Below are 23,800 nucleotides of genomic sequence, written 5' to 3' on the forward strand. Positions count from 1 at the left end.
CATGAAGATCGCCGTGCTTGGCCTGGCCTTGTGCACGGCGATTACCGCCCTCGCTCAGGACAAACCGGCGGACTTTGCCAGCCAGACGCCCTTGAGCCTGAGCGGCGAAGGGCCGTGGTATCGCATCGAGTTGCCGCTTGCCGTCCAGTTGAATGCGCGGCAAACCGATCTGAGCGATGTACGCGTATTCAATGCCGAGGGCCAGCCGCAGGCTTACTCGATCAGGCCGCGCCAGCCCGCGCCCGAACAGGAGCCCGCGCCGATCGAGGTCAACTGGTTCGCGCTGTACAGCACCCAGGAGGCAGGCGACGCCGCGCCGGTCATCCGTATCGAACGCTCCAGCAACGGCAGCGTGATCGAGGTCCAGCCACAAAGTGATATCGAAGCGGGCGAAGAAGTGCTGCGCGGCTGGCTGCTGGACACCAGCGCAATCAAGGCGCCGCTGGAACAGTTGGTCATCGACTGGAGCACCGAGCGTGAGGGCTTCCAGAATTTCAGCATCGAAGCCAGTGACGACCTGCAGCACTGGCGCAACTGGGGCGAAGGCCAGGTTGCACGGCTGTCGTTTGCCGACGAAGTGGTCGAACAGCGTGAAGTCGGCCTGCCCGGCCAGAGCGCCCGCTATCTGCGCCTGCTGTGGCGCTCCCCGCACAGTGCGCCGCTGCTGATCTCCGCACACCTGCTGAGTGCCAGCAGCGACACTCCAGCCACGCCGCTGACCTGGTCGCCACCGGTCAAGGGCAGCGTCGAAAGCCCCAACGAGTATGTCTGGCAACTGCCGACCGGCTTGCCGATAGGCCGCGTCAAGGTCGACATTACCCAGCCCAACAGCCTGGCACCGGCGACACTCTACGGCCGGCTCGATGCCGGGCAGCCCTGGCAGCCGATCAGCAGCGGCCTGCTGTATCGGTTGTCGCAGAACAACAGCGACGTCTTGCAGGACCAGTTGCAACTGTCCGGGCGCATCGTTCAGCAGCTCAAGCTGGTGGTGGATGATCGCGGCGGCGGACTGGGTGGTGAAGCGCCGCAGTTGAGTGTGGCCGTGCCAGCCACGGAGGTGGTGTTCCTGGCACGCGGTAACGGGCCATTCACCCTGGCAATCGGCAACCCGACGGTCAAGGCTGCAAACCTGTCGCTGGCCACCCTGATTCCTGATCTGAGTCCGGAAAAGCTCGCCACCCTTGGCACAGCGAGCCCAGCCACGGCCAGCGTGGCCAACATGGCAGCGCCACCGATGGTCGTGTCACAAGGCACCGACTTCAAACGCCTGGGGCTATGGGCCGTGTTGCTGCTTGGCGTGGTGTTCCTCGGCTGGATGGCGTTCAGCACGCTGCGCGCTGCAAAACGCTGAAACAGGCGGCCTGTCAGGCACGGTTCGCCTGACATCTGAACTGAAACAGTCATAAGCCAGTCTCATAGCAGTATTACGTCGCCACTCGCGTTAAACTGCGCGGGTTTTCATACCCCCTATTTTCGGAGCTATCCATGTCCCGCGTCACACTAAGTCGTTACTTGATTGAGCAGACTCGCAGCAACAACACCCCTGCCGATCTGCGCTTCCTGATCGAAGTTGTGGCGCGCGCATGTAAGGAAATCAGCCACGCCGTCTCCAAAGGCGCGCTGGGCGGCGTACTGGGCAGCATGGGCACCGAAAACGTTCAGGGCGAAGTGCAGAAAAAACTCGATGTGATCTCCAACGAGATTCTGCTCGAAGCCAACGAGTGGGGCGGTCACCTGGCAGGCATGGCGTCCGAAGAAATGGACAACGCCTACCAGATCCCGGGCAAATACCCGAAGGGTGCGTACCTGCTGGTTTTCGACCCGCTGGACGGCTCGTCGAACATCGACATCAACGCACCGGTCGGCACGATCTTCTCGGTACTGCGCTGCCCGAACGAATACCTGAGCCAGAACGAAGCGCTGAATGAAAAGGCCTTCCTGCAGCCAGGCACCGAACAGGTCGCCGCCGGTTACGCCATCTACGGTCCGCAAACCATGCTGGTCCTGACCCTGGGCGATGGCGTGAAAGGCTTCACTCTGGACCGCGAGATGGGCAGCTTCGTGCTGACTCACGAAGACATCACCATCCCGGAGTCCACTCAGGAATTCGCGGTCAACATGTCCAACCAGCGCCACTGGGAAGCCCCGGTACAGCGCTACGTGAGCGAGCTGCTGGCCGGTGAAGAAGGTCCGCTGAAGAAGAACTACAACATGCGCTGGGTCGCGGCGATGGTTGCCGACGTGCACCGTATCCTGACCCGTGGCGGTCTGTTCATGTACCCGCGCGACAGCCGCGAGCCTTCCAAGCCGGGCAAGCTGCGCCTGATGTACGAAGCTAACCCGATGTCTTTCCTCGTCGAACAGGCTGGCGGCGCGTCCACTGACGGTCACCAGCGCATTCTCGACATTCAGCCCGAAGGCCTGCACCAGCGCGTCGCGGTGTACCTGGGTTCCAAGGAAGAAGTCGAGCGCGCCACCGCGTATCACAAGGCGTAAGACGTCTTCTGCACCGGTGGTGATGGGGCCATGCCCGATCACCACCGAGTGAGCCAATGCTCGGAAAAGCGAGCAGTCTGCCATTGCGCCAGCCCCTTCTGCGGGCTAACTGTCTGATCCACGGCACAAATCCTTGCGCCGTCCGGGAACCAGATTGCCTTTTTCTCTTCTAAGCTTGCGGTACTGCGCCAGCGCCAGACTGCACCGGCTTGCACTGCGACGCGACCCCCTTCCGTTCAGGAGCTACATCCATGTCCTTGCGTTCTGTCGCGTTACTCTCGTTCTGCGTCCTGCTGGCTGCCTGCAGCAAGATCACTCAGGAAAACTATTCCAAACTGTCCGCTGGCATGCCCAAGGCTCAAGTCGAGTCGTTGCTCGGCAGCCCGACCGAATGCTCCGGTGCGCTGGGCATGTCGAGCTGCACCTGGGGCGACCAGAACACCTTTATCAGCGTGCAGTATGCGGCGGACAAGGTTGTACTGTTCTCGGGTCAGGGTCTGAAATAAAACATGATCAAGGTACTGGTACGTTTTGGAATTTTTGTCATGGCCAGCTTCCTGGCCATTGGTTTTGCCCACTCGGCTGACAACCTCGAACCAAAGACTGTCGACAGCGTTGACCTCAAGCAGTATCAGGGCACCTGGTACGAGATCGCCCGGCTGCCGATGTTCTTCCAGCGCAAGTGTGCTCAGTCCGAGGCGCGTTACACGCTCAAGGATGACGGCAACATCGCGGTGACCAACCGCTGCCGTACGATTGAAGGCAAGTGGGAAGAAGCCACCGGGACCGCCTCGCCGCAGGTTCCGGGCAAGACCGACAAGCTGTGGGTCGTGTTCGACAACTGGTTCTCACGCCTGCTGCCGAGCGTTGCCAAAGGTGATTACTGGATCCTGGACGTCAGCGAAGGCTACCGTACCGCTGTGGTCGGCAACCCGGATCGCAAATACCTGTGGCTGTTGTCGCGTACACCGACCGTGTCTGCCTCGGTCAGGGAAGACATGCTGAGCAAGGCCCGCCAGCAAGGCTACGACACCTCACGCCTGATCTGGCGCGAGGATGACTCGAAGATCGGCCAGGGCGAGAAGTAAGCAGGCTTACAGATCTTAGTGTGCAGCGCGGCGAAGATTTGTGACGCGGAGCGTCACCCAAGGCATTCCCACGCTGGAGCGTGAGGAACGATAGGTGTCTGGGCTGGAACAGGCGCCCGCAAGAACACTCTCGTGCCCATGCTCCGCGTGGGCATGCCGTTCCGGACGCTCCGCGTCCAATCTTCAGAGGGCGTGACGGCGCAGATTTGTGACGCGGAGCGTCACCCAAGGCGTTCCCACGCTGGAGCGTGAGGAACGATAGGTGTCTGGACTGGAACAGGCGCCCGCAAGAACACTATCGTCCCCATGCTCCGCGTGGGCATGCAGTTCTGGACGCTCTGCGTCCAATCTTCAGAGGGCGTGACGGCGCAGATTTGTGACGCGGAGCGTCACCCAAGGCATTCCCACGCTGGAGCGTGAGGAACGATAGGTGTCTGGGCTGGAACAGGCGCCCGCAAGAACACTCTCGTGCCCATGCTCCGCGTGGGCATGCCATTCCGGACGCTCTGCGTCCTCTCTTGCATCAGCCCAGCAACTCCCTCAACACCTGCGCGAATTCGCGGTTGCTTTGTTCTTCTGCGGCGTGTCGCCCTTCACGTATGACCCATCGCCCGTTGACCGCCACGTCGCGGATCTGCCGGTCGCTGCCGGCGAACAGCCAGCGGTTGAGGATGGCGTCATCCGAGGCCGTGGCGATGTACGGGTCGTTGCCATCCAGCACCAGCCAGTCGGCGCGTTGCCCCACTTGCAGCGTGCCAATCTGCTGCCCGAGCGCCTGGGCGCCACCGGCGAGTGCAGCGTCGTATAGCGTGCGGCCGACCATGGGCTGATCGCTGCGATACAGCCGGTTGCGGCGCTGATCGCGCAGACGCTGGCCGTATTCCAGCCAGCGCAGTTCTTCGACCACGCTGAGCGAGACGTGACTGTCCGAACCGATCCCCCAGCGACCACCCTGAGCAATGTAGTCCACCGCCGGAAAGATCCCGTCGCCGAGGTTGGCTTCAGTGGTCAGACACAGCCCGGCCACTGCGCCGCTTTGCGCCATCAAGGCCACTTCATCCGCCTCGGCATGGGTCGCATGGACCAGGCACCAGCGGTTATCCACAGGGGCATTTTCGTACAGCCACTGCAGTGGGCGTCGACCGCTCCAGCTCAGGCAGTCATCGACTTCCTTCTGCTGCTCCGCGATATGAATGTGCACCGGACACTGCCGGTCGCTGGCCGCCAGCACCTCACTGATCTGCTGCGGCGTCACAGCACGCAGCGAGTGAAAACACAGCCCCAGCTGCTGCGCGGGCTGAGCCGCCAGAACCGGGCGCAGACGAGCCTGCACATCCAGATAGCTGTCGGTGCTGTGGATAAAACGCCGCTGGCCCTCGTTGGGCGCCTGCCCGCCAAAGCCGGAATGGCTGTACAGCACCGGCAGCAAGGTCAGACCGATACCCACCGAGCTGGCCGCCTGACTGATCTGCAAAGCGAGCTCGGCAGGGTCGGCATAAGGCTTGCCATCGCTGTCCTGGTGCACGTAATGAAATTCGGCAACCGAGGTGTAGCCACCCTTGAGCATCTCGATGTACAGCTGGCGAGCGATGACGCCCAGCTGCTGCGGGCTGATGCGCCCTACCAGGCGATACATGAGGTCGCGCCAGGTCCAGAAACTGTCGTTGGGGTTGCCCGCCACTTCCGCCAGCCCGGCCATTGCACGCTGGAAGGCGTGAGAGTGCAGGTTCGGCATGCCAGGCAGCAGAGGCCCGCCGACTTTCTCGGCGCCCTGCTGATCGGCATCGGCCTCGACGCGGGTCAAAATGCCGTCCTGGCTGACCTCCAGACGCACGTTGCTGGCCCAGCCGTCGGAGAGTAACGCGCGCTCGGCAAAGAAGGCTGACATTGACTTCACACCTCATCACTGTAATTTGTATATACATATACAGACGTTTAAGCGACCGGTAAACCTTCTGCACGCTTGCCGAGCCGCAGGTTAATGGTTAGCGTGAGCGCTTTGCAGCGCCTGAATGCTCTCGAAAACACCGTCTCGAACAACAAGGATTCCCACGTGTCGACTCCGCCCGCCGCTTCTTCCCTGGCAGCCCAGATGGGCGAAAGTCCCGCACCCTTGTACGCCCGCGTGAAACAGATGATCGCCTTGCAGATCCAGAACGGCACTTGGCCGCCGCACCATCGTGTGCCGTCGGAAAGCGAACTGGTGACGCAACTGGGCTTCAGCCGCATGACCATAAACCGGGCACTGCGTGAGCTGACGGCCGAGGGCCTGCTGGTGCGCATGCAGGGCGTCGGCACCTTTGTCGCCGAGCCCAAGAGCCAGTCGGCGCTGTTCGAAGTGCACAACATTGCAGACGAGATTGCTGCGCGCGGCCATCGCCACACCTGCAAGGTCATGGTCCTCAAGGAGGAAGCCGCCGGCTCCGAGCGCGCCCTGGCGCTGGACATGCGCGAAGGGCAGCGGGTCTTCCACTCGCTGATCGTGCATTACGAGAACGACATCCCGGTGCAGATCGAGGACCGCTTCGTGAACGCCCAGGTCGCGCCCGACTACCTCCGGCAGGACTTCACCCTGCAGACGCCTTATGCCTACCTATCGCAGGTTGCGCCGCTCACCGAAGGCGAGCATGTGGTCGAGGCGATTCTCGCCGAAGCCGATGAATGCAGGCTGTTGCAGATCGAGGCGGGAGAACCCTGCCTGCTGATTCGCCGCCGTACCTGGTCAGGCCGTCAGCCGGTCACCGCTGCGCGGCTGATCCACCCCGGCTCCCGTCATCGCCTGGAAGGACGCTTTACCAAATGAACCAGACCCGCATTTTGCGCGCCGCCGACTACCCGCGCATGCCATGGAAGAACGGCGCTGGCAGCACTGAAGAAATCGCTCGCGACGCAGGCCAGGAGCTGGACGGTTTCGGCTGGCGGCTGTCGATTGCCGACATCGAAACCTCGGGCGGCTTTTCAGTGTTCGCCGGCTATCAGCGCATCATCACCGTCCTGCAGGGTGCGGGCATGACGCTGGACGTGGATGGCCTCGACAGTCGCCCGCTGCTGCCATCGGACCCGTTTGCATTCAGCGGTGACAGCCAGGTCAATTGCACCTTGCTGGACGGGCCGATTCGCGATTTCAACCTGATCTATGCCCCACACCGTTACACTGCACGCCTGCACTGGATAGACGTGCGTCACCCGCAACGCCTGTTCAGTTCAGCCAGCACCCTCGTGCTGTTCAGCATGGCCGAGCAAGTGGCGATCAGCGTCGACAGCCAGCCTTGGGAAATCCTCGGCAAACACGATTGTGCTCAGGTCGACAACGCTGGCGGTCTGCTGGAAGTCGAACTGCAATCACCTGGCGCCAGCCGTTGCTGCCTGATCGAGCTTACTGCCACAGGCCAGTAAGCGCATCGCTGCCACCTGATATCAACAGCTTTTCGTTCAAGGACGACCATGACTCAAGTTCCGAACCGGGAAACGCCCAGAGGCATTGCCATCCTCGCCGGCTTCCTCGCCTCCGAATCAGCCGGCGGCATCGTGTTGATGGGCGCTGCACTGGCGGCATTGATTGTTGCCAACTCGCCTCTTTCTGCCGGTTATTTCTCGATCCTGCACAGCGTCTGGCTGGGCCTCTCGGTCGAGCTGTGGATCAACGACGGGCTGATGGCGATCTTCTTCCTGATGGTCGGCCTGGAGATCAAACGTGAAGTCCTCGCCGGTGGTCTGGCGACCTGGGGGCAACGTGCCCTGCCCGGCTTTGCAGCCGCGGGCGGCATGCTCGTGCCTGCGCTGATCTACATCGCGATCAATTGGGGCAATCCGCAGACCCTGAGCGGCTGGGCGATCCCGGCGGCCACCGACATCGCCTTCGCCCTCGGTGTGCTGTCGCTGCTCGGCAATCGGGTGCCGACCTCGCTGACGGTCTTTCTGGCCGCACTGGCGATCCTTGACGATCTGGGTGCCGTGACGATCATCGCCTTCTTCTACAGCTCCGGTCTGAACCTGCCGATGCTGGCCGCTGCCTTTGTGACACTGGCGGTGCTGATCGTCATGAACCGTTTGAACGTGCGCCGCTTACTGCCCTATCTGCTGCTCGGCGCGCTGCTGTGGTTTTTCGTCCTGCAGTCGGGTGTGCACGCCACGCTGGCCGGTGTCGCGCTGGCGCTGTGCATACCAATGGGCAAGCCCGAGGAGGAAGCCCGCTCGCCACTGCTGTTCCTCGAAGAAAAGATGCACTCCTGGGTGGCCTTCGCCGTGGTGCCGATCTTTGGTTTTGCCAATGCCGGCGTTTCGCTGTCCGGCATTACCCTGGGCAATCTGGTCGATCCTGTGCCGCTGGGCGTTGCCCTGGGCCTGTTCGTGGGCAAGCAGATCGGCGTGTTTCTCGCCGCTGTACTGGCCATACGGGCCGGGCTGGCGGTATTGCCGGAGGGCAGCAACTGGGCGCAACTGTATGGTGTGGCGATTCTGTGCGGCATCGGTTTCACCATGAGCCTGTTCATCGGCAACCTGGCGTTCCCCGGCTCGCAACACCTGATCGACGAGGTAAAAGTCGGCGTACTGATCGGCTCGGGGCTGGCCGCGATTGCCGGAATTGTGCTGCTGCGCAGCCGTTTCAGCCGGTCCTGAAAAAATATTTTCAAATCACTGCATCCAGATGGGTTTCTCGCGGGTAGTACATTCAGCAGCCACTTCGAGTTGCTGAGCGCGGTCAAACCTTCTGGAGATTTCTGCATGAACGCAAAACGCTTGCTCTGCCTTGCTGGTACTACTCTGGCCTTCACTTGCCTGTCGTCCGTGGCCATGGCTCAGACCGACCTCCCCGAAAGCGTCCGAGTGCCGGCCGGCAACAAGGTCAGCCTGCAAACCACCGGGGTGGGCGAGATCACCTACGAGTGCCGCGCCAAGGCCAACATGCCGAGCGAAATGGAGTGGGCGTTCGTCGGCCCCAAAGCGGTGCTCAACGACAAGAGCGGCAAGCAGGTCGGCACCTACTACGGCCCGCCTGCCACCTGGGAAGCCAAAGACGGTTCCAAAATAACCGGCACCCAGGTTGCCGTGGCCCCTTCGAGCACTGGCAACCTGCCGTACCAACTGGTCAAGGCCAACCCGGCCGAAGGCAAGGGCGCAATGACCGGCGTAACCTACATTCAGCGTGTGGCCCTGAAAGGCGGCGTTGCCCCGGCCAAAGCCTGCGCAGAGAGCAACAAGGGTGCGAAGGAAGTGGTCAAGTATCAGGCCGACTACCTGTTCTGGACCGCAAGCTGATAGCCATCACTAACCGGGTGACCGCGCGCCAGTGAGCTATGCTGCTGCGCGGGAGCCTCGTGATGTCAACGAGGCAGTAGTCTTCCATTGATGGCGGATCATTTTGTCCTCGCACGAATCTCTCTTTGATTACGAAGCCACGTTGCAGGCCTGCGCTCGCGGTGAAAAGCAGGCCTTGCAGCGTCTCTATCAACAGGAAAGCGCCCGACTGCTCGGCGTCGCTCAGCGATTGGTGCATGATCGCGCGCTGGCCGAAGACATCGTGCATGACGCGTTCCTGAAAATCTGGTCCCACGCGGCGAGCTTCGATGCCTCACGCGGTTCGGCACGTGGCTGGGTATTCAGCGTGACCCGCCACCTGGCGCTCAACACGTTGCGCAATACGGCTCGCGAGGTGCGTGTCGAAGACGACGGCAGTGAAGATCATCATCAACAGGCGACACTGGAAGGCTGGCAGGAAATCGGCGATGCCTTCGATTGGCGGGTCAATCCAGGACGGATTACTTCATGCATGGAGCAACTGGAACCAGTAAGACGCAACTGTATTTTTCACGCTTACGTAGACGGTTATTCGCATCAGGAAATCGCGCAGAAAATTGGCGCGCCATTGGGTACGGTCAAAGCCTGGATCAAGCGCAGCCTGACGGCTTTGCGGGAGTGCATGGGATGACCCGGCCTTTAGACGACAACATTCACGAGCTGGCTGGCGAGTATGTACTCGGCACCCTCTCGGGGCAAAAGCGGCTCGACGTACAGCGTCGCCTGGCGCGCGAGCCCGATCTGCAGGCCGCCGTCGATGCGTGGGAGCAGCGGCTGCTGCCCCTGACCGAACTGGCCGAACCGGTGACGCCCTCTCCTGGCCTGTGGGATCGCATCGAACGTAGCCTGCTGGACATGACCACGCCTGCCAGCACGCCGCAAAGACCGCGCGTTCGCTGGTGGGACAGCCTGTCGATCTGGCGCGGTCTCGCCGGGGCAGGCCTGGCTGCCTCGCTGGTGCTGGGCATGACGCTGCTGACCCGCGCACCGGCGCAACCGTCTTATCTGGTGGTTCTCGTAGGACCGCAGGACAAGGCTCCCGGCTGGGTGGTGCAGGCCAGTAACTCGCAGGAGATACAGCTTATCCCGCTGGGTGTGTTCGAGGTGCCGAACGACAAGGCGCTGGAGTTCTGGACCAAGGGTGACGACTGGCAAGGCCCGGTTTCGCTTGGCCTGGTCAAACCGGGAGAGAGCCTGCATGTGCCGCTGGATAAACTGCCGCCGCTGCAACCCAACCAGTTGTTCGAGCTGACACTGGAAAAATCCACCGGCTCGCCAATCGGCAAACCCACCGGGCCGATTCAGTTCATCGGCCGGGCGGTGAAGGTGATCTGACGCGCAGCAGCCTACTTGCGGCTGCAGTCGTCCTGCTGCAGCAGGTTGGCCTGGGTCAGGTTGCAGTCTGCCGGTACGCTGCGCGTCAGCCAGACATTGCCGCCGATGGTCGAACCCTTACCGATGGTGATACGGCCCAGAATCGTCGCGCCAGCGTAGATCACCACGTCGTCTTCAACGATTGGATGACGTGCATGGCCTTTCTGCAACTGGCCGTCCTCGTCCGCCGGGAAGCGCTTGGCGCCCAGGGTCACGGCCTGATAGATCCGCACCCGCTCGCCGATGATCGCGGTTTCGCCAATCACCACGCCTGTTCCGTGATCGATAAAAAAGCTCGGGCCGATCTGCGCGCCCGGATGAATATCGATACCGGTCGCAGAATGGGCGATCTCCGAGCTGATACGCGCCAGCAACGGCAAACCGGCGCGATACAGGTAATGCGCCAGCCGATGGTGGATCACCGCCAGAATGCCGGGATAGCACAGCAGCACTTCATCGACACTGCGCGCCGCAGGGTCGCCGTGATAGGCGGCCAGCACGTCGGTGTCCAGCAACAGACGAATACCCGGCAGTGCCATGGCGAAACCCTGAATCAGCTCGAGCGCTCGCGCGTCGATGCTCTTGAGGTCAGCGCCCTGCTGATGGGCGACATAGCGCAATTCAAGCCGGGCCTGGGCCAGCAAAGCGTTGAGCGCCACATCCAGCGTATGGCCGACATAGAAGTCCTCGCTTTCCTCGCGCAGGTCCACCGGGCCGAGGCGCATCGGGAACAGTGCGCCGCTCAAGGCCTCTAGAATCTCGCCCATGGCCGCACGCGAAGGCAGTTCACGTCCACCGTGCTCACCGCTCACTCGCCTGTTGCGAGCCCGCCAGTCTTCACGCGCGCTGCGCAACTGGCTGACGATCCGCTGCAACTGCCAGTGGCTGGAGCGGCCATCGGCGGACGCTTCTGGAATATCGCTCACGCTTGACTCTCCTTGATGTGAAGGGTGGCGGCCGACAGTGCTGGCCGCTGCTATGGCCACTCTACGGCAAACATTCAGACGAAAAAAATAACAATTTCTGTCGGAATACGCGAAGAGAGCCGGGCGCACAGATAAGTTGCCGTGCGAGAAACGTCTGCCTATAGTCCGGTGACTCTTCACACGGCTTATCGACCACCATGATCAAAAATCAGCTTGCCCGCTTCAATCGCCTGGACCTGATCAGCGCGCCAACGGCGCTGGAAAAGCTCGAGCGCCTGTCGATCTGGGCAGATCGTGATATCTACATCAAGCGGGATGACACCACAACGCTGGCGCTGGGCGGCAATAAAGTGCGCAAACTCGAGTACCTGGCCGCCGATGCGCTGGCCCAGGGTGCCGACACACTGATCACCGCCGGTGCCATTCAGTCCAACCATGTCCGCCAGACCGCTGCATTGGCCGCGCGCCTGGGCCTTGGCTGTGTGGCGCTGCTGGAAAACCCTATCGGCACCGAAGACCCCAGTTACCTGAAAAACGGCAATCGCCTGCTGCTGGAGCTGTTCGATGCTAAGGTAGAGCTGGTGGAAAACCTCGACAACGCCGACGAGCAACTCCAGGCCTTGGCTGCGCGCCTGAGTTCCAGCGGCAAAAAGCCTTATCTGGTCCCCATCGGTGGCTCAAGCCCGGTGGGTGCGCTGGGCTATGTGCGCGCCGGGCTGGAACTGGCCGAGCAGATCAAGCAGACCGGTATCGATTTTGCGGCCGTCGTTCTGGCCTCCGGCAGTGCCGGCACGCACAGCGGTCTGGCGTTGGCACTGGCTCACGAACTGCCGCAATTGCCGGTCATCGGCGTGACCGTATCGCGCAGTGAAGAAGCACAGCTGCCCAAGGTGCAGGGCCTGGCCGAGCGCACCGCAGAGTTGCTCGGCGTTGCGCTGCCTGACCACTTCAAGGTCGAACTGTGGGATGAGTATTTCGCCCCACGGTACGGCGAACCGAACGCCGGCACGCTGTCAGCGATCAAGCTGGTGGCCAGCCACGAAGGGCTGTTGCTCGACCCAGTCTATACCGGCAAGGCCATGTCCGGTCTGCTCGATGGCATCGGCCGTCAACGCTTCAACGACGGCCCGCTGATCTTCCTGCACACCGGCGGTGCGCCGGCACTGTTTGCATATCCGGATGCATTTGACCAGTGACGTTTCAGCCGACGGGTCCTTTATGCTTTCGTGGAGGAAAAATAACTTTTTTTGTTATTTTTCCTCATAAGCAGATGGCTATATAGTCGCGCCCGGCAGACCACAACGCTTAACCTCACACCTGACGTAACTGCCTGAAAAAAAGCTGAATAATCAGCACGAAGTTGCTTGAGTCGGGTCAGAAAATGGCCAGACACTTTCATACCAACAAGGGGCTCGCATGAACATTTCCGCTATTCGTCGTACGTTTCTTTTCTCGGCAATGGGCTTGATGCTCAGTGCCGGTATCGCCGGGCAAGCCATGGCTGGCGAGCAACTGCAGAAAATCAAGGAAAGCGGTACGCTCAATGTCGGCCTGGAAGGCACTTACCCACCGTTCAGCTTTGTGGATGAGAGCGGCAAGCTCACCGGCTTCGAAGTCGAGTTTTCCGAAGCGCTGGCCAAGGAGCTGGGGGTGAAGGCCAAGATCCAGCCTTCGAAGTGGGACGGCATCCTGGCCGCTCTGGACTCCAAGCGTCTGGACGTGGTGATCAACCAGGTGACCATCTCCGACGAGCGCAAGAAGAAGTACGACTTCTCTGAACCCTACACCGTCTCCGGTATTCAGGCGCTGGTTCTGAAGAAGAACGAAGACGCGATCAAGACGGCCAAAGACCTGACCGGCAAGAAGGTTGGCGTGGGCCTGGGCACCAACTACGAGGAATGGCTCAAGGCGAACGTTCCGGGCGCGATCGTCAAAACCTATGACGATGACCCGAGCAAGATCCAGGACCTGAGCGTAGGTCGTATCGATGCGATCCTCGTTGACCGCCTGGCCGCTCTGGAAATGGCTGCCAAGACGAAAAACAAACTCGTCCCTGCAGGCGACGCATTCTCCCGCCAGGAGTCGGGCATTGCCCTGCGTAAAGGCGAGCCTGAATTGCTGGCGGCCATCGACAAGGCAATCGATAAAATGCGTGCCGACGGTACGCTGAAGAAATTGTCGGAAAAGTACTTCAACGCTGATGTCACCAAATGATTGAAGAGAGCCTTCAGCTCGCGCTGGACTCCGCGCCCTTCCTGCTCAAGGGCGCGTACTACACCGTCTTCCTCAGTATTGGCGGGATGTTTTTCGGTTTGCTGCTGGGCTTCGGCCTGGCATTGATGCGCCTCTCGCGCATCAAACCGGTGAACTGGATAGCACGCATCTACGTGTCGTTCTTTCGCGGCACGCCCTTGCTGGTGCAGCTGTTCGTGATCTATTACGGCCTGCCGGAGCTGGGTATCCAGCTCGAACCGCTGAGCGCTGCGCTGATCGGTTTTTCCCTGAACATGGCCGCCTATGCCTGCGAAATCCTGCGCGCGGCCATCAGTTCCGTGGAGCGCGGCCAGTGGGAGGCGGCGGCCAGCATCGGCATGACCCGCTGGCAGACCATGCGTCGGGCGATCCTCCCGCAGGCAGCGCGCACCGCATTGCCGCCACTGGGTAACAGCTTCATCTCGCTGGTCAAGGATACGGCGCTGGCGGCTACCATTCAGGTGCCGGAGCTGTTCCGCCAGGCGCAGTTGATCACCGCACGCACCTTCGAAATTTTCACCATGTACCTGGCCGCTGCACTGATCTACTGGATCCTTGCCACGGCGCTCTCGCACCTGCAAAACAAGCTGGAAGCCAGGGTCAACCGGCACGATCTGGAGACCTGACACATGATAGTGGTTGAAAAACTCACCAAGGCATTCAAGGGCAATGAGGTGCTCAAGGGCATCGATCTGCGTATCGAAGCCGGGGAAGTCGTGGCCATCATCGGGCCCAGTGGCTCGGGCAAGACCACCCTGCTGCGCTGCCTGAATCTGCTTGAAACGCCTGACAGCGGCAGGATCAGGGTCGGTGACATCGAGATCGATGGCACCCGCTCCATGAACCAGCAACAGGGGTTGATCCGCCAGTTGCGTCAGCAGGTCGGGTTCGTGTTTCAGAACTTCAATCTGTTTCCGCATCGCACCGCACTGGAAAATGTCATCGAAGGCCCGGTGGTGGTCAAGAAGGTTGCCCGGGAAGCCGCCGAGGCGCTGGGCAGAAAGCTGCTCGCCAAGGTCGGCCTGAGTGGCAAGGAAGACGCTTACCCGCGACGCCTTTCCGGCGGGCAGCAACAGCGTGTGGCGATTGCACGGGCGCTGGCGATGGAGCCACAGGTGATCCTGTTCGACGAGCCGACCTCGGCGCTGGATCCGGAGCTGGTCGGCGAGGTGCTGACGACCATCCGGGCTCTGGCTGAAGAGAACCGCACCATGGTCATTGTCACTCACGAGATGAGCTTTGCCCGGGACGTTGCCAATCGGGTGATCTTCATCGACAAGGGCGTGATCGTGGAGCAAGGCGAAGCCAAGGCGCTGTTCGCCAACCCGAAGGAAGAACGTACCAGACATTTTCTTGAGCGCACTCGCTCCTGATCAGGCCGTTCAGCGTCAATCATGAGCAGCGCCCGTTCAGCGGCGCTGTTTTTTTCTTACATTTCAGGAGAGATTAATCGTTTCAGGGACGATTAATCGTTCCATATCCTTGCTGAATTCCTGCGTAATTCCTCGAAAAATCATCGAAATAATAAACTTGGCCTACATCTGCCGCGCTGCCTGATAGGTAGCCGAATGCCTCCGCCACGCGCCCGTCCCATCAGACATTTCCTTCGCTGCGCTTGCCTGTCGGTTATGGCCCATTGCAATGGGCAATTTGGAGTAGGACAGTTGTTTAGTGGAGGGTCAACGGTTACAAACATTCAGCGTAGGAAGCATCTGGTTTTCAAGTAAACAATCATTAAACGCAAACCGCATGTTGACAAGTGATCGCAAAGCCCATTAGCTCACCTACATCAATCAATTAGTGAAGCACCAAAAATTTCAAGTGCGCATTTCATACCATTTGTAATGTTTGCCATAACTTGGATATTTAAGGTACTTATCCCGCTGCCTGAACTGCACATTTTATTACGTCTACATGACAACTTATGACGATCCTTTACGTGAACTATTGATTCTCAGGAGCACACGAACATGAGTCAAACCACTTGCAAAGCCAGCCCCATGAGCTTGCCAACCCCTTCTGTACCGCTGTCCAGCCGCCACGGCATAGGCGTGAGAAGCGCCTCTCAACTTGCCGTTCATGTCGCCCCCTACGAGCGCATGGAAGAGGGCGACCTGATCGAACTGTTTTGGGACGGCTGTTACGTCGCGTCAACAATTTTGAAGGCATCCGACGTAGGCAACACCGTTGTCTTACGTGTGCCGGAGAGCTTTCTGCAGAATGGCAAGGCAAGAACCTACTACCGGGTCATGAAGATAGGCGGCATGCCCGTGACCTCGCCCTGCCGCAAGCTGTGGGTCAAGCTGGACGCACCGGGCGGGCAACTGGTCAGCGCCAGCACCGAAGAAAACCAGGGCCTGGCGCCGCTCCATGTGGTGCCGTCGGTTATACAACACGGTCTCTCGCGCAGGCACCTGGAAGGAGGTTTGCCGATGACCATCGAACCTTATCTGAACATGGCTGTTCACGACGAAATCACCGTGCGCTGGGGCGACTTGCGCATGGACCTGCCGCCGCTTACTGCAGACGATGTGGGTGAGCCGGTCGACCTGGTCGTACCGCCTGCGCTGATACGCGAAGGCGGCGACGAACAACAACTGGAAGTGAGTTACTGCGTGATTGACCGGGTAGGCAACAACTCGCTCTGGGCACCGCCCAGAATATTAAGAATCCAGACGACGGTATTGAATGATCAGTGACAGAAAGTTGAACAACCCGCAGTACTCAACCCTATCGCTTAATAGCTCGTGCCCTGTGAATAACCTGAAAGACAAAGTGTTATTCACCCAGCCTCAATGAGGCTATTAAACAGTGGTCGGGAGTGCCAGAAAGTGCAACATCATTCAAACGTGTGCACCGGTCTTATTCCTACCGGGTTGTGCAGGAGATCTGACGTCTCGCGTTGTATAGAGTGAGAACATTAACCAGCATTGGCGACCGACCATAACTGTCTATGCTTATTCCAAAAATCAAGTTTTAAAAAATTTTATACAAGCTTAGGGTATATGAACCGGACCACCGGACATCGTGATGTTTTCCAGCCGCACCTGATGCGGCCTACTGCTACGAGGTTCCGATGGTCCCTTTCACAACTACCCCTGTGGATAAAGCCAGGGTCGTATCGATTGACGGTGAGCGACGCGAGTCTGATCCGGCGACACTGTCGACCCACCGTGTCGAGGCCCCACAAGAGCCTGACACCGCCCCCCGCCTGCTAACGGCTGTCGTGTTGCAAAACGACACGCAAGCCATTGCGGCCGCCCACGATCTGGCAACGGCGGCACGGCTCAACGCCGCCGGTCGCGACAGGCAACGCGCCTTGCCGTGGGCTGAAATCGAACAGTTCACCCGCAGCGGACTGGGCAGTATTTCCATCCCGCGCGCGTACGGCGGCCCGCAAGTGTCGTTCGTCACGGTAGCCGAAGTCTTCAGGATCATTTCCGCTGCCGACCCGGCACTGGGACAAATTCCGCAGAACCAGTTCGGCATTCTGCACCTGCTGCAGAGCAGTGCCACCGAGCAGCAGAAGAAAACGTTGTTCCGCAGCGTGCTGGATGGCTGGCGCATCGGCAACGCCGGACCCGAGCGTGGCACCAAAAACACACTGGAACTCAAGGCTCGGATCACCGCCCATGGCGACCGCCTGACCATCACCGGGCAGAAGTTCTACTCCACCGGCGCGTTGTTCGCGCATTGGGTCGCTGTCAAGGCGCTGGATGATCAGGGCCGGCAGATCATGGCCTTCGTCAAACGTGGCACACCGGGCCTGCGCATCGTTGATGACTGGTCGGGCTTTGGCCAGCGCACCACCGCCAGCGGCACGGTACTGCTCGACAACGTGCCGGTGGACGCCGCGCTGGTGGTCGATAACTGGCGCCTGTCACTGACGCCGAACATTCAGGGCGCGGTTTCGCAACTGATCCAGGCCGCGATCGACGCAGGCATTGCACGCGGCGCCATTGACGATGCGATTGCCTTTGTCCGCGAGAAATCCCGTCCGTGGATCGATGCCAACGTCGAGCGCGCCAGCGATGACCTTTACGTGATCGCCGACATCGGTAAGTTGAAACTCGAACTGCACGCGGCAGAAGCGCTGTTGCGCAAGGCGGGCCAGGAGCTCGACGAAATCAGCGCTGCGCCTATCGATGAGCACTCGGCAGCACGCGCCTCCATCGCGGTCGCGCGGGCCAAGGTACTGACCACCGAAATCTCGCTGCTGGCCAGCGAGAAGCTGTTCGAACTGGCCGGTAGCCGCGCGACGTTGGCCGAGTTCAATCTCGACCGCCACTGGCGCAACGCGCGCGTCCACACCCTGCATGACCCGGTGCGCTGGAAATACCACGCGGTCGGCACCTGGCATTTGAACGGCACCCTGCCTGCTCGCCATTCCTGGATCTGAACCAGACCACTGGAGAACGCCCCTTCATGAGTTCCAATCCAAAAGCGCGCGAAAACGCAGCGCTGATCACCCATGACGCTCAGGCCCTGCAAACAGCCCGCGAGCTGGCCCTGCACTTCAAGACCGACAGCGCGCACCGCGACCGCGAGCGCCGTTTGCCGCATGCCGAACTCGACCTGTTCAGCCAGTCCGGCCTGTGGGGCATCAGTGTTCCGCAAGCCTTCGGCGGCGCGGGCGTTTCCAATGTCACGCTGGCCAAGGTGATCCAGCTGATTTCCGCAGCTGATGGCTCGCTGGGCCAGATTCCACAAAACCATTTTTACGCCCTGGAAGTGCTGCGTGTGAACGGCAGTCCGCAACAACAGGAGCGCTTGTACGCCGAGGCACTCGCGGGCGTTCGGTTCGGCAATGCACTGGCCGAACTGGGGACCAGAACCGCACATGACCGCACCACTCGCCTGAGCCGCGACGGGGACGGCTATCGCATCAACGGCCGCAAGTTCTACGCCACCGGCGCGCTGTATGCGCAACGTATTCCCACCTCGGTCATTGACGACGAGGGTATGCAGCAACTGGTGTTCGTGCCGCACGACAGCGAGGGGCTGAGCGTCATCGACGATTGGAGCGGTTTCGGGCAGCGCACGACGGGCAGCGGCTCGGTGGTGTTCGACAATGTGTATGTCAGCGCCAGCGATGTCGTGCCGTTCCAGAGCGCTTTCCAGCGCCCCACCACGGTCGGGCCGCTGGCGCAGATTCTCCATGCAGCCATCGACACCGGCATCGCCCGCGCCGCATTCGAGGACGCGCTGACCTTCGTTCGTACCCGCACCCGGCCATGGATCGACTCGGGTATCGAAAAGGCCGTGGATGACCCGTTGACGCTGCACAGCTTCGGCAAGCTGGGTATTCGCCTGCATGCCGCCGAAGCACTGCTCGAGCGCGCCGGTGAGTTTCTGGATGTCGCTCAGGCCGACAGCAATGCCGAGACCGTCGCCGCCGCCTCGATAGCCGTGGCAGAAGCGCGCGCGATCAGCACGGAGATTTCCCTGGCAGCCGGCAGCACGCTGTTTGAACTGGCGGGCAGTCAAGCGACGCTGGCTGAACACGGCCTGGATCGCCACTGGCGCAATGCGCGCGTTCATACGCTGCACGACCCGGTACGCTGGAAGTTTCATGCCATCGGCAATTACTACCTCAACGACACTCATCCTCCCCTGCGGGGGACGATCTGATGGCGCGTAAAAAGATCCTCCTCAATGCGTTCAACATGAACTGCATCGGCCACATCAACCATGGTCTGTGGACCCATCCACGCGACACATCGACGCAATTCAACAGCCTGGAATACTGGACTGAGCTGGCGAAGCTGCTGGAGCGCGGGCTGTTCGACGGCCTGTTCATCGCCGACATCGTGGGCGTGTATGACGTCTATCAGAACTCGGTGGACGTCACCCTCAAGGAGGCGATCCAGTTGCCGGTCAACGACCCGCTGCTGCTGGTCTCGGCCATGGCCGGGGTCACCAGACACCTGGGCTTCGGCCTGACCGCCAACCTGACCTACGACGCGCCCTATCTGTTCGCCCGGCGCATGTCGACGCTGGATCACCTGAGTCGCGGGCGGGTGGGCTGGAACATCGTCACCGGCTACCTCGACAGCGCAGCACGAGCCATGGGCCTGAGCGAACAGAACGAACATGACCGCCGCTACGATCAGGCCGACGAGTACCTGGAGGTGCTGTACAAGCTCTGGGAAGGCAGTTGGGAAGACGATGCCGTGATCAACGACCGCGAGCAGCGCGTTTATGCCCAGCCGGGCAAGGTCCATAAAGTCCGGCACAAGGGCGAGTTCTATCAGGTCGAGGGGTATCACCTCTGCGAACCGTCGCCGCAACGCACGCCGGTACTGTTTCAGGCTGGCAGCTCGGAGCGCGGTCTGCAGTTTGCCGGACAGAACGCCGAGTGCGTGTTCATCAGCGGGCAGAACAAGGCAGCGACCCGCGAGCAGGTCGACAAGGTGCGCGCCAGTGCCGTGCAGGCCGGGCGCAACCCGGACGACATCAAGGTGTTCATGGGCCTGAACGTGATTGTCGCGGCCACCGAAGCACTGGCTCGGGAGAAACACGCCGAATACCGCCGCCATGCCAGCGCCGAAGCCGGCGTGGCGCACTTCGCAGCGTCTACGGGCATCGATTTTTCTCAGTACGAACTGGACGAACCCATTCAGTACGTGAAAAACAACGCCATTCAATCGGCGACCAGAAACCTGAAAAACAACGACTGGACGCGCCAGAAACTGCTCGACCAGCACGCCCTGGGCGGCCGCTACATCACCTTGATCGGCTCGCCCGAACAGGTCGCCGACGAACTGGAGTCGTGGATCGAGGAAACCGGCCTGGACGGCTTCAACCTGACGCGCATCGTCACGCCTGAGAGTTACGCGGACTTCATCGACCTGGTGATTCCCGAGCTGCAACGCCGCGGGTCATACAAGACCGCTTACGAAGACGGCACCTTGCGCAAAAAGCTGTTCCCGGAGGGTACGAATCGTTTGCCGGAGCGGCATGCGGGGGCTGCTTTCAGAGCCTGACGCTCAGGCACCGCAGAATCAAGAGCGGACGCAGAGCGTCCAGAACGGCATTACCACGCAGAGCGTGGGAACGAGAATCAAAGGACCGCATCATGAGCAAAACCCTCGCTGCACTGGCCCTCGGCCTGTTGACCCTGACCGCTTACGCCGACGATAACCCCCTGAAAGTCGGCACCACGGCAGCCTTCGCCATACCACTGGAAGCCGCTGTCGAAGAAGCCGGCAAGCAGGGCCTGAAGGTCGAGCTGATCGAGTTCACCGACTGGATCGCGCCCAATGTCAGCCTCGCTGCTGGCGATATCGACGTGAACTACTTTCAGCACATCCCGTTCCTGACCAATGCCAACGAAGCCGCCGGTTTCGGTCTGGTGCCTTACGCGCCAGGCATCATCAACAACGTCGGGCTGTACTCGAAAAAGTACAAAAGCTTCGACGAGCTTCCGAGCGGAGCCACTGTGGCCATCGCCAATGACCCGATCAACAGCGGACGCGGCCTGCAACTGCTGGCCAAGGCCGGGCTGATCACCCTCAAGGAAGGTGTGGGCTACAAGGCCACCGAGGAAGACATCACGGCCAACCCGAAAAAACTCAAGCTCATTCAGGTCGAAGCCGTGCAATTGGTGCGGGCCTACGACGATGCCGATCTGGTACAGGGCTACCCCGCTTACATCCGTCTGGCCAAGACCTTTCCCGCCGACTCGGCGATCCTGTTCGACGGCCTGGACCACCCGGAATACGTGATTCAGTTCGTGATCAAGCCTGATCACAAGGATGACCTGCGCCTGGCGAAATTCGTCGATATCTACCAGCATTCGCCGGTCGTCCGCGCCTCACTGGACAAGGTCAACGGCAAGCTTTACCAGGCCGGGTGGAAAGAATGACCGCAACCGCGCAACGCCAACTGCCACTCGACACATCGGGCGCAGGCCAACGGGCGCAACAGGCCGAGTTGCACCCGGAGCTGAATCGCGCTCATGTGCGCTTCATCAACCTGGGCAAGACCTATCACGGCAAGCAAGGCCCGGTGGAGGCGTTGGGCAATATCGATCTGGCCGTACAGCGCGGCGAGATCTTCGGCATCATCGGCCGCAGCGGCGCAGGCAAATCCTCGTTGATCCGCACCATCAACCGCCTGGAACAACCCAGCAGCGGTCGCGTGTTGATCGATCAGGTGGACATCGGCGAGTTCGACGAAGACAAGCTGGTAGAGCTGCGCCGACGCATCGGCATGATCTTCCAGCATTTCAACCTGATGTCGGCCAAGACCGTCTGGCAGAACGTCGAACTGCCGCTCAAGGTCGCCGGCGTGCCCAAGGAGCAACGCGCGCGCAAGGTCGCACAGTTGCTGGAACTGGTGGGTTTGCAGGACAAGCACAAGGCCTATCCCGCGCAGCTGTCCGGCGGGCAGAAACAGCGTGTCGGCATCGCCCGCGCGCTGGTGCACGATCCGGCGATTCTGCTGTGCGACGAAGCCACTTCGGCGCTGGACCCGGAAACCACTCAGTCGATCCTCGGCCTGCTGCGCGAGATCAACCAGCGCCTGGGCCTGACCATCGTGCTGATCACCCATGAAATGGCGGTTATCCGAGATGTCTGCCACCGCGTCGTGGTGCTGGAACAGGGGCGAATCGTCGAGCAGGGGCCGGTATGGCAAGTGTTTGGCGACCCGCAGCACGACGTCAGCAAAACCTTGCTGGCGCCGCTGCAAACCGGGCTGCCGAACGAATGGGCCGAACGCCTGAGCGATCAGCCGCAACGACCCGATGCGGCGCTGCTGCTGGACGTGCATTTTACCGGTGTCAGTGACGAAGGGCCGGACCTGGCCGCGCTGTTCGCCGCGCTGGGCGGCCGTGTGCAATTGCTGCAGGGCGGGGTCGAGCGGATTCAGGAGCGGGCCATCGGGCATCTCATTTTGTCGGTTGCCGGCTCGCCCTACAGTCGGGACGAGCTGCTGGTACGCGCTCGCACACTGGCGCCACGCGTGGAGGTATTGGGTTATGTGGGTTGATCGCTTGCTGCAAGGCACCCTCGACACGTTTCTGATGGTCGGTGTGTCGTCATTGATCGCACTGCTGCTGGGCATCCCGCTGGCAGTGATTCTGGTGACCAGTTCCAAAGGCGGCATCTACGAAGCAGCGGGGATCAACCGGGTGCTGGGCGGCTTCGTGAACCTGTTTCGCTCGATTCCGTTTCTGATCCTGATGGTCGCGCTGATTCCGTTCACCCGGATGATCGTCGGCACCACCTATGGCGTATGGGCAGCCGTCGTACCGCTGACCATTGCCGCCACGCCGTTCTTTGCGCGGATTGCCGAAGTGAGCCTGCGCGAGGTCGATCACGGCCTGGTCGAGGCCGCGCAAGCGATGGGCTGTCGTCGCTGGCACATCATCTGGCATGTGCTGCTGCCGGAAGCGCGCCCCGGTATCGTCGGCGGCTTCACCATCACCTTGGTGACCATGATCAACTCATCGGCCATGGCCGGTGCTATCGGAGCAGGCGGGTTGGGCGATATTGCCTATCGCTATGGCTATCAGCGCTTCGACACACAGGTGATGTTGACGGTGATCGTCTTGCTGGTAGCGGTCGTAGCGCTGGTGCAACTGGGCGGCGACCGATTGGCACGCAGCTTCGACAGGCGCTGAGCAGCCGCAACGCTGCGAGGGTATATTGGCGGTCTTCCCTTACCGGACCGCCCTTGATGAAACTCGATCCACAGACTCTTGCGCAGATCACTTCCGCGACCCTCGGCAATTACAACAGCGTGGCCGACGATTTCCGCGAAGGCACCCGCGACCACGACGTCAGCCAGAATATCGACGCCCTGCTGCGACATATCGAAGGACCGGCACCGTGGCAGATTCTCGACTTCGGCTGCGGGCCGGGCCGCGACCTGAAAACGTTTACCGCGATGGGCCATGTGGCGGTCGGGCTCGACGGCTCCGAGCGTTTTGCCGAGATGGCCCGCGCCGAGACCGGTTGCGAAGTGCTGCAGCAAAACTTCCTCGAACTCGACCTGCCGCAAGGCCGCTTCGATGGCGTCTTTGCCAACGCAGTGCTGTTCCACATCCCCAAACAGGAGCTGCCACGCGTCCTGCGCCAACTGCATGCCACGCTCAAACCGGGCGGCGTGCTGTTCAGCTCCAACCCGCGTGGTGAGAATCAGGAAGGCTGGAACGGCGAGCGTTACGGCGCATACCACGACCTGGAATCATGGCGTGAATTGCTGACTGAAGCCGGCTTTGTCGAACTGGAGCACTACTATCGTCCCGCAGGATTGCCGAGAGACCAGCAGCCGTGGCTGGCGAGCGTCTGGCGGCGCTAGAGCGTCGAGAAATGCATCCCCACGCAGAGCGTGGGGATGATCATCAAAAGCGGAGCG

24 protein-coding genes are annotated in these 23,800 nt (G+C 60.9%); 22 read left to right on the top strand and 2 right to left on the bottom strand.

The features are described from left to right. Window position 1 precedes the first annotated feature (1 nt). The 4 genes from JOE33_RS12225 to JOE33_RS12240 all read left to right on the top strand — a co-directional run bounded on the left by JOE33_RS12225 (window position 2) and on the right by JOE33_RS12240 (window position 3,584). Window positions 2-1,351, top strand: a complete 1,350-nt coding sequence (locus JOE33_RS12225) for a DUF3999 domain-containing protein (RefSeq protein WP_032613579.1) — start codon at window positions 2-4, stop codon at window positions 1,349-1,351. Between the two features lie 134 nt (window positions 1,352-1,485). Then, the gene (locus JOE33_RS12230) at window positions 1,486-2,496 is read left to right on the top strand and encodes a class 1 fructose-bisphosphatase (protein WP_010436010.1); all 1,011 of its coding nucleotides are present in this window, start codon (window positions 1,486-1,488) and stop codon (window positions 2,494-2,496) included. A gap of 251 nt (window positions 2,497-2,747) precedes the next feature. Further along, a complete protein-coding gene (bamE, locus tag JOE33_RS12235) occupies window positions 2,748-3,002 on the top strand; it encodes an outer membrane protein assembly factor BamE (protein WP_003403102.1) in 255 nt (84 codons plus the stop codon). 3 nt (window positions 3,003-3,005) lie between these two features. Beyond that, on the top strand, window positions 3,006-3,584 hold the full coding sequence (locus JOE33_RS12240) for a lipocalin family protein (protein WP_010436016.1): 579 nt from the start codon (window positions 3,006-3,008) through the stop codon (window positions 3,582-3,584). Between the two features lie 523 nt (window positions 3,585-4,107). Here JOE33_RS12240 and JOE33_RS12245 read toward each other — a convergent pair. Further along, on the bottom strand, window positions 4,108-5,472 hold the full coding sequence (locus JOE33_RS12245; protein WP_187625001.1) for a formimidoylglutamate deiminase: 1,365 nt from the start codon (window positions 5,470-5,472) through the stop codon (window positions 4,108-4,110). A 204-nt stretch (window positions 5,473-5,676) separates the two neighbouring features. Between JOE33_RS12245 and hutC the strand changes: the two genes are divergently transcribed. The 6 genes from hutC to JOE33_RS12275 all read left to right on the top strand — a co-directional run bounded on the left by hutC (window position 5,677) and on the right by JOE33_RS12275 (window position 10,217). After that, window positions 5,677-6,387 (top strand): histidine utilization repressor, encoded by a 711-nt coding sequence (hutC, locus tag JOE33_RS12250; RefSeq protein WP_161420743.1) that lies wholly within the window; start codon window positions 5,677-5,679, stop codon window positions 6,385-6,387. Then, window positions 6,384-6,980, top strand: a complete 597-nt coding sequence (locus JOE33_RS12255; RefSeq protein WP_054994450.1) for a HutD family protein — start codon at window positions 6,384-6,386, stop codon at window positions 6,978-6,980. Before hutC ends, JOE33_RS12255 begins: the two co-directional genes overlap by 4 nt. Before the next feature lie 48 nt (window positions 6,981-7,028). Further along, window positions 7,029-8,204: a Na+/H+ antiporter NhaA gene (nhaA, locus tag JOE33_RS12260; protein ID WP_187625000.1), complete on the top strand. Its 1,176-nt coding sequence runs from the start codon at window positions 7,029-7,031 to the stop codon at window positions 8,202-8,204. 105 nt (window positions 8,205-8,309) lie between these two features. Next, entirely contained in the window at window positions 8,310-8,843 is a 534-nt protein-coding gene (locus JOE33_RS12265; protein ID WP_096125840.1) for a DUF3455 domain-containing protein, read from the top strand. Between the two features lie 103 nt (window positions 8,844-8,946). Continuing rightward, a complete protein-coding gene (locus JOE33_RS12270) occupies window positions 8,947-9,513 on the top strand; it encodes a sigma-70 family RNA polymerase sigma factor (RefSeq protein ID WP_096101864.1) in 567 nt (188 codons plus the stop codon). Next, window positions 9,510-10,217: an anti-sigma factor gene (locus JOE33_RS12275; RefSeq protein ID WP_187624999.1), complete on the top strand. Its 708-nt coding sequence runs from the start codon at window positions 9,510-9,512 to the stop codon at window positions 10,215-10,217. The genes JOE33_RS12270 and JOE33_RS12275 overlap by 4 nt, the downstream gene beginning before the upstream one ends. 11 nt (window positions 10,218-10,228) lie before the next feature. Here the strand turns inward: JOE33_RS12275 and epsC are convergent, their stop codons facing one another. Then, complete coding sequence (gene epsC, locus JOE33_RS12280; protein ID WP_032613592.1) at window positions 10,229-11,182, bottom strand: serine O-acetyltransferase EpsC; 954 nt, start codon at window positions 11,180-11,182, stop codon at window positions 10,229-10,231. Window positions 11,183-11,379: 197 nt separating this feature from the next. On the opposite strand from epsC, the gene JOE33_RS12285 reads away from it, so the two are divergent. From JOE33_RS12285 to JOE33_RS12340, 12 genes are all read left to right on the top strand, one after another. Further along, window positions 11,380-12,378 carry a D-cysteine desulfhydrase gene (locus JOE33_RS12285; protein WP_010429774.1) on the top strand — a complete coding sequence of 333 codons (999 nt, stop codon included), beginning with the start codon at window positions 11,380-11,382 and terminating at the stop codon, window positions 12,376-12,378. A gap of 220 nt (window positions 12,379-12,598) precedes the next feature. After that, window positions 12,599-13,396, top strand: a complete 798-nt coding sequence (gene tcyJ, locus JOE33_RS12290) for a cystine ABC transporter substrate-binding protein (protein ID WP_010429771.1) — start codon at window positions 12,599-12,601, stop codon at window positions 13,394-13,396. Beyond that, window positions 13,393-14,061 carry a cystine ABC transporter permease gene (gene tcyL / locus JOE33_RS12295; protein WP_003341471.1) on the top strand — a complete coding sequence of 223 codons (669 nt, stop codon included), beginning with the start codon at window positions 13,393-13,395 and terminating at the stop codon, window positions 14,059-14,061. The genes tcyJ and tcyL overlap by 4 nt, the downstream gene beginning before the upstream one ends. Window positions 14,062-14,064: 3 nt before the next feature. Beyond that, window positions 14,065-14,808 (top strand): L-cystine ABC transporter ATP-binding protein TcyN, encoded by a 744-nt coding sequence (tcyN, locus tag JOE33_RS12300; protein ID WP_187624998.1) that lies wholly within the window; start codon window positions 14,065-14,067, stop codon window positions 14,806-14,808. A 597-nt stretch (window positions 14,809-15,405) separates the two neighbouring features. After that, window positions 15,406-16,134, top strand: coding sequence for a hypothetical protein (locus JOE33_RS12305; RefSeq protein WP_096140734.1), 729 nt, complete (start codon window positions 15,406-15,408; stop codon window positions 16,132-16,134). A 527-nt stretch (window positions 16,135-16,661) separates the two neighbouring features. Next, the gene (locus tag JOE33_RS12310) at window positions 16,662-17,834 is read left to right on the top strand and encodes an SfnB family sulfur acquisition oxidoreductase (protein WP_240034081.1); all 1,173 of its coding nucleotides are present in this window, start codon (window positions 16,662-16,664) and stop codon (window positions 17,832-17,834) included. Window positions 17,835-17,860: 26 nt separating this feature from the next. Then, window positions 17,861-19,066, top strand: a complete 1,206-nt coding sequence (locus tag JOE33_RS12315; RefSeq protein WP_187624997.1) for an SfnB family sulfur acquisition oxidoreductase — start codon at window positions 17,861-17,863, stop codon at window positions 19,064-19,066. Continuing rightward, complete coding sequence (locus JOE33_RS12320) at window positions 19,066-20,421, top strand: LLM class flavin-dependent oxidoreductase (protein ID WP_187624996.1); 1,356 nt, start codon at window positions 19,066-19,068, stop codon at window positions 20,419-20,421. Before JOE33_RS12315 ends, JOE33_RS12320 begins: the two co-directional genes overlap by 1 nt. Window positions 20,422-20,513: 92 nt before the next feature. Further along, complete coding sequence (locus tag JOE33_RS12325; protein ID WP_187624995.1) at window positions 20,514-21,302, top strand: MetQ/NlpA family ABC transporter substrate-binding protein; 789 nt, start codon at window positions 20,514-20,516, stop codon at window positions 21,300-21,302. Beyond that, on the top strand, window positions 21,299-22,429 hold the full coding sequence (locus JOE33_RS12330; protein WP_209924076.1) for a methionine ABC transporter ATP-binding protein: 1,131 nt from the start codon (window positions 21,299-21,301) through the stop codon (window positions 22,427-22,429). Before JOE33_RS12325 ends, JOE33_RS12330 begins: the two co-directional genes overlap by 4 nt. Beyond that, window positions 22,419-23,063, top strand: coding sequence for a methionine ABC transporter permease (locus JOE33_RS12335; RefSeq protein WP_010429748.1), 645 nt, complete (start codon window positions 22,419-22,421; stop codon window positions 23,061-23,063). Before JOE33_RS12330 ends, JOE33_RS12335 begins: the two co-directional genes overlap by 11 nt. A gap of 56 nt (window positions 23,064-23,119) precedes the next feature. Continuing rightward, entirely contained in the window at window positions 23,120-23,743 is a 624-nt protein-coding gene (locus JOE33_RS12340; RefSeq protein ID WP_010429746.1) for a class I SAM-dependent methyltransferase, read from the top strand. The last annotated feature ends 57 nt before the right edge of the window (window positions 23,744-23,800 follow it).

It is taken from the genome of Pseudomonas sp. PvP027 (assembly GCF_017833005.1).
Lineage (GTDB): Bacteria > Pseudomonadota > Gammaproteobacteria > Pseudomonadales > Pseudomonadaceae > Aquipseudomonas > Aquipseudomonas congelans.

What these genes read in the sequence shown, in the direction of transcription:
- JOE33_RS12330 (WP_209924076.1), top strand. Translation starts at nt 21,299, where the DNA reads ATGACCGCAACCGCGCAACGCCAACTGCCACTCGACACATCGGGCGCA.
- JOE33_RS12240 (WP_010436016.1), top strand. Translation starts at nt 3,006, where the DNA reads ATGATCAAGGTACTGGTACGTTTTGGAATTTTTGTCATGGCCAGCTTC.
- JOE33_RS12225 (WP_032613579.1), top strand. Translation starts at nt 2, where the DNA reads ATGAAGATCGCCGTGCTTGGCCTGGCCTTGTGCACGGCGATTACCGCC.
- nhaA (WP_187625000.1), top strand. Translation starts at nt 7,029, where the DNA reads ATGACTCAAGTTCCGAACCGGGAAACGCCCAGAGGCATTGCCATCCTC.
- hutC (WP_161420743.1), top strand. Translation starts at nt 5,677, where the DNA reads ATGGGCGAAAGTCCCGCACCCTTGTACGCCCGCGTGAAACAGATGATC.
- JOE33_RS12325 (WP_187624995.1), top strand. Translation starts at nt 20,514, where the DNA reads ATGAGCAAAACCCTCGCTGCACTGGCCCTCGGCCTGTTGACCCTGACC.
- JOE33_RS12255 (WP_054994450.1), top strand. Translation starts at nt 6,384, where the DNA reads ATGAACCAGACCCGCATTTTGCGCGCCGCCGACTACCCGCGCATGCCA.
- JOE33_RS12335 (WP_010429748.1), top strand. Translation starts at nt 22,419, where the DNA reads ATGTGGGTTGATCGCTTGCTGCAAGGCACCCTCGACACGTTTCTGATG.
- JOE33_RS12340 (WP_010429746.1), top strand. Translation starts at nt 23,120, where the DNA reads ATGAAACTCGATCCACAGACTCTTGCGCAGATCACTTCCGCGACCCTC.
- JOE33_RS12265 (WP_096125840.1), top strand. Translation starts at nt 8,310, where the DNA reads ATGAACGCAAAACGCTTGCTCTGCCTTGCTGGTACTACTCTGGCCTTC.
- JOE33_RS12230 (WP_010436010.1), top strand. Translation starts at nt 1,486, where the DNA reads ATGTCCCGCGTCACACTAAGTCGTTACTTGATTGAGCAGACTCGCAGC.
- JOE33_RS12320 (WP_187624996.1), top strand. Translation starts at nt 19,066, where the DNA reads ATGGCGCGTAAAAAGATCCTCCTCAATGCGTTCAACATGAACTGCATC.
- JOE33_RS12245 (WP_187625001.1), bottom strand. Translation starts at nt 5,472, where the DNA reads ATGTCAGCCTTCTTTGCCGAGCGCGCGTTACTCTCCGACGGCTGGGCC.
- tcyJ (WP_010429771.1), top strand. Translation starts at nt 12,599, where the DNA reads ATGAACATTTCCGCTATTCGTCGTACGTTTCTTTTCTCGGCAATGGGC.
- tcyL (WP_003341471.1), top strand. Translation starts at nt 13,393, where the DNA reads ATGATTGAAGAGAGCCTTCAGCTCGCGCTGGACTCCGCGCCCTTCCTG.
- bamE (WP_003403102.1), top strand. Translation starts at nt 2,748, where the DNA reads ATGTCCTTGCGTTCTGTCGCGTTACTCTCGTTCTGCGTCCTGCTGGCT.
- JOE33_RS12315 (WP_187624997.1), top strand. Translation starts at nt 17,861, where the DNA reads ATGAGTTCCAATCCAAAAGCGCGCGAAAACGCAGCGCTGATCACCCAT.
- JOE33_RS12305 (WP_096140734.1), top strand. Translation starts at nt 15,406, where the DNA reads ATGAGTCAAACCACTTGCAAAGCCAGCCCCATGAGCTTGCCAACCCCT.
- JOE33_RS12275 (WP_187624999.1), top strand. Translation starts at nt 9,510, where the DNA reads ATGACCCGGCCTTTAGACGACAACATTCACGAGCTGGCTGGCGAGTAT.
- tcyN (WP_187624998.1), top strand. Translation starts at nt 14,065, where the DNA reads ATGATAGTGGTTGAAAAACTCACCAAGGCATTCAAGGGCAATGAGGTG.
- JOE33_RS12285 (WP_010429774.1), top strand. Translation starts at nt 11,380, where the DNA reads ATGATCAAAAATCAGCTTGCCCGCTTCAATCGCCTGGACCTGATCAGC.